Here is a 4,407-nt window from a genome sequence, read left to right as displayed (position 1 = left end):
CACCTCCTGTCGATTGCAGGAAGGGAATCACACCGCAGAGCCCTTGGGAATCTCGTTTATGGGTATGTCACCTAGAGTTCCGGCGCATCCCGCACATCCGGCGCACTGGACACCGGAGAGATGAACGGCTCGTCCCAGCCGCCGCCGACGAAGAACTTCGCCGCCTCGCCCGTCACCTGTCCCTGGCCGTCCACCGGCGCGACCTCGCCCGAAAGCGCCAGCGCGCGGCCGGCGAGCGGCACGATGCCGGTGAGCGAGGCGCGCCTGCCTTCCATCGACACCGTCGCGGTGTCGATCCGCGCCAGTCCGCGCCCGACGGCGGCGCTGAACTGGAGGCCCCGGATCGGCAGGGCGCCCTCGGCCACGTCCGATAGCGGGAACATCCGCCCATCCGCCGACCGCGCCAGAAATGCGTTGGCGTCGAGGCCGACGATGTCGCCCGGTCCGAAATTGGCGGTGAGCGTGCCTTCCGAGGTCGAGATCACGGAGTTCCAGTCATTGCCCTTGCCGCGCAGGATGGCGGACAGGTTGCCGCGCGTCTGCGGCACGAAGCGCTTGGCGCCCGCCTGAAGCGTCATCGCGCCGACATCGATCTCGCTCGCCAGGAACCGCAACTCGACGGCATTGGCGCCGCCTGCCGGTTCGATCCGGATGCCCGCCTGGATCGTGCCGCCGAAGGCGGTCGCGTCGGAGATGTCGAAGGCGGCATTGCCGTCCTTGAGCTGCGCCGTCGCGGCGAGCCCCGCCAGTGCGAAACTGCCGAGCTGCGCCTGCGTCGCCGAAAGCCGCAGGTCGAGATTGAGCTGGCGTGCCGCGTTCTCGTCGATCAGGTCGGCGCCCTCGTCGACGCGGTCGATCTGCGGCGTGAAGGCAGCGAGGAACGTGCCCAGATTCAACTGGTCGAAGGCGATCGAGCCGCCGATGGTCGGTGCGGCGCCGTCATTCGAAAGTTCGAGAACGCCGCTGCCCGGGCTTCCCGCAAGGTCAAGCACCGCGTCCTCGATCCGCAGCCGCTCCGCGCTGCCGGTGATCCGGCCCGAAAGCTTGGCCGCGCCGATCGTCTGGCCGGCCGCGATGTCGGTGCGCGACCATTCGAGCGCGCGGCGCAGCGAGGGCGTCTCGAAGCTCGCCTCACCATCGAAGAACGAGTTGACCGAAAGGTTCGCCGCTCCATCGAAGCGCAGCTTGGCCGGCGCGGCGTCGAGCGAAAGACGCATCGGCGACGTGCCGCCGGCCATGAGCAGCAGCGGCTGCGCGCTCGAGGCCTCGACGCGGATCGCCTCGCTGCGCCACACCCCGGCGGCTGTCAGGGTCGCCGGCCGGTCGAGCGCGGGCCAGCCGATCTGTCCGGTCAGGCCCGAAAGGATCACCTGGTCCTGGCCGTCCTCGACGACCGCGATGCGTCCGTCATTGAACGTCACCTGCCCGAACGGGTCGCTCGGCAGCGCCGAAAGGTCCGGCTCCACGGCATTGGCGCCGACGACCTGGCTGGCCGTGTCGATCGCCCGGCTCATCCGTCCGCCGCCGGGCAGGGGCGGCAGGTCGAAGACCGGCGTCGCCCGCGTCAGGCGCAGCAGCGGGTGTTCGAGCGCAAGCCTGGAAAAGACGACATTGCCGCGCAGCGCCGCCAGCGCCGAAAGGTCGATGTCGACGCGCTCGGCCTCGAGCACCGGACGGCTGTCATGAGCGCCCCATTCGTAGAGCGCGACATTGGAAAGATGGGCGGAAAAGGTCGGCCAGACATCGATATGCGGCGCCTGGCCAAGCTGCACGCGATAGCCGCTCCAGGCCGACAATTCGTAGGCGATCCGGTCGCGCACGAGCTGCGTCGAGGCGATCCACGGCAGCGCGAGAACCAGCCCGACGCCCACGACGATGAGGGCGGCGAGCCCGATGATCGTTCGTCTGACGACCTGTCCCTGCATTCAACCTCGCCGACTGGCAGACACCCGCACGTCTGCATTGCCGCGGAGCCTATTCGATGCGAATGCCATTTCAAGCATTTGTGGCCTTGGAAGGGCCGTTGCCAACGTATTTCTACGATGCCGGGCGTGGCTTGTCAGCCAAGCCCGCGCCGTGCTTCAAGAGCGCGACCATTTCTGGGAGGACCCGCATGACCGAAACCGCGCCGCTCTGGACCCCGAAACCGCAGGACATCGAGGCCGCGCCGATCACCGCCTTTGCGCGGCAGGCCTCGGCCGTGGCCGGCCGCGAACTCGGCGACTACGACGCGCTCCACGCCTGGTCGGTCGAGGATCGCGAGGCGTTCTGGAGCCTCGTCTGGGACTTCTGCGGCGTCAAGGGCGACAAGGGCGTGCGCGTGCTCGAAGACGGCGACCGCATGCCCGGCGCCCGTTTCTTCCCCGATGCGAAACTGAACTTCGCCGAAAACCTCCTGTCGAAGCGCGGTTCGCACGATGCGCTCGTCTTCCGCGGCGAGGACAAGGTCGCGCGGCGCATGTCATGGGACGAGCTTCACGCGCTGGTCTCGCAGCTTCAGCAGCTTTTCCGCGGACATGGCGTGGGTGAGGGCGACCGCGTCGCGGCGATGATGCCGAACATGCCGGAAACCATCGCGGCCATGCTCGCCACCGCCTCCATCGGCGCCATCTGGTCGTCCTGCTCGCCCGATTTCGGCGAACAGGGCGTGCTCGACCGCTTCGGCCAGATCGAGCCGAAGCTCTTCATCACCGTCGACGGCTACCACTACAATGGCAAGGCGCTCAACGTCTCCGACAAGGTCGCCGCCGTCGTCGCCAAGCTGCCGAGCGCAACCCGCGCCTTCATCGTCGACTATCTCGGCAACGCGAAATCAGCCGCCGCGAAGATCGACCGCGCCGAAGCCCTGTCGGATGCGATTTCGAGCATTGCGCCGAGGGTGGTCGAGTTCACCCGGCTGCCCTTCGCGCACCCGCTTTACATCCTGTTCTCGTCGGGCACGACCGGCATTCCGAAATGCATCGTCCATTCGGCCGGCGGCACGCTGCTCCAGCACGTCAAGGAACAGCGCCTTCATGCCGGGATCGGGGAGGGCGACCGCTTCTTCTACTTCACCACCTGCGGCTGGATGATGTGGAACTGGCTCGTCTCCGGCCTCGCCTCGGGCGCGACGCTCCTGCTCTATGACGGCTCGCCCTTCTACCCGGACGGCAACGTCATCTTCGATTTCGCGCAGGCCGAGAGGATGACCTTCTTCGGCACCTCGGCGAAGTTCATCGACGCGGTGAAGAAAGCCGGCCTCGAGCCGAAATCGACGCACGACCTGTCCTCCGTGCGCACCATCGCCTCGACAGGTTCGCCGCTCGCGCCCGAAAGCTTCCGCTTCGTCTATGACAGCGTCAAGGAAGACGTCCACCTTGCCTCCATCTCGGGCGGCACCGACATCGTCTCCTGCTTCGTCCTCGGCGTGCCGACGAAACCCGTCTGGATCGGCGAGATCCAGGGGCCGGGCCTCGGCATGGCGGTCGACGTCTGGGATGACGACGGCAAGCCGGTGAGGGGGGAGAAGGGCGAACTCGTCTGCACGAAGCCGTTCCCGGCCATGCCGATCATGTTCTGGAACGACCCCGACGGCGCGAAGTACAAATCCGCCTATTTCGAGCGCTTCGACAATGTCTGGTGCCACGGCGATTTCGCCGAGTGGACCGAACATGGCGGCATCGTCATCCACGGCCGTTCCGACGCGACGCTCAATCCGGGCGGCGTACGCATCGGCACCGCCGAAATCTACAATCAGGTCGAGCAATTGGCCGAGATCGCGGAAGCCATCTGCATCGGCCAGACCTGGGACGACGACGTGCGCGTCGTGCTCTTCGTGCGCCTCGCAGCGGGCGTGACGCTGGACGAGGGACTGGAAAAGAAGATCCGCACCCAGATCCGCACCGGCGCGAGCCCCCGCCACGTGCCGGCGCGCATCGTCCCCGTCACCGACATCCCGCGCACCAAGTCCGGCAAGATCACTGAACTGGCCGTGCGCGACATCGTCCACGGCCGAACGGTCAAGAACCAGGAAGCACTCGCCAATCCCGAAGCACTGGACCTTTTCCGCGATCTGTCGGCCCTGCGCACTTGATCGTGGTTAACCGATCCTTGCGCCAAAATTTACCGCTTCGCCAACGTCCCTAGCATTCGGTAAAAATATCGGTTCCGCAGCAAGGTTTCGTTAACGGTTCCCGCGCCATTGTGGGTTCAACTTGAGACAAAGGACGCGCCCCGGAAGGCCGCGCGCCTCCCGCTTCAAGTCCCTGTGTGACACAAATTCCGTAGCGCCCCTTTTGGGGCGCTTTTTTTGTCCTGCGGCGGCCTGTCTTTTCGAAGGCGACCCCCACCATTTATCCCTCCCCACAAGGGGGATCGTTGCAAAATCGGTGTAGCGAGCATTTTGATGCTGCACGAAGGCGTTTTGTC

At 66.2% G+C, this 4,407-nt stretch carries 2 protein-coding genes; one reads left to right on the top strand and one right to left on the bottom strand.

Annotated elements, in window-relative coordinates; all coding sequences use genetic code 11:
- Positions 1-71: 71 nt before the first annotated feature.
- Positions 72-1,925, bottom strand: coding sequence for an AsmA family protein (locus ACT6QU_RS19365; RefSeq protein WP_444565999.1), 1,854 nt, complete (start codon positions 1,923-1,925; stop codon positions 72-74).
- A gap of 188 nt (positions 1,926-2,113) precedes the next feature.
- Here ACT6QU_RS19365 and ACT6QU_RS19360 point away from each other — a divergent pair, with 188 nt between their 5' ends.
- Complete coding sequence (locus ACT6QU_RS19360) at positions 2,114-4,072, top strand: acetoacetate--CoA ligase (protein ID WP_444565998.1); 1,959 nt, start codon at positions 2,114-2,116, stop codon at positions 4,070-4,072.
- Positions 4,073-4,407: the final 335 nt, after the last annotated feature.

This window comes from Aliihoeflea sp. (assembly GCF_052435475.1).
In the GTDB taxonomy this organism is placed as follows: Bacteria; Pseudomonadota; Alphaproteobacteria; order Rhizobiales; family Rhizobiaceae; genus Aliihoeflea.
The sequence above is the reverse complement of the archived record's forward strand: the minus strand, read 5'-3'. Positions and strand labels throughout refer to the sequence as shown.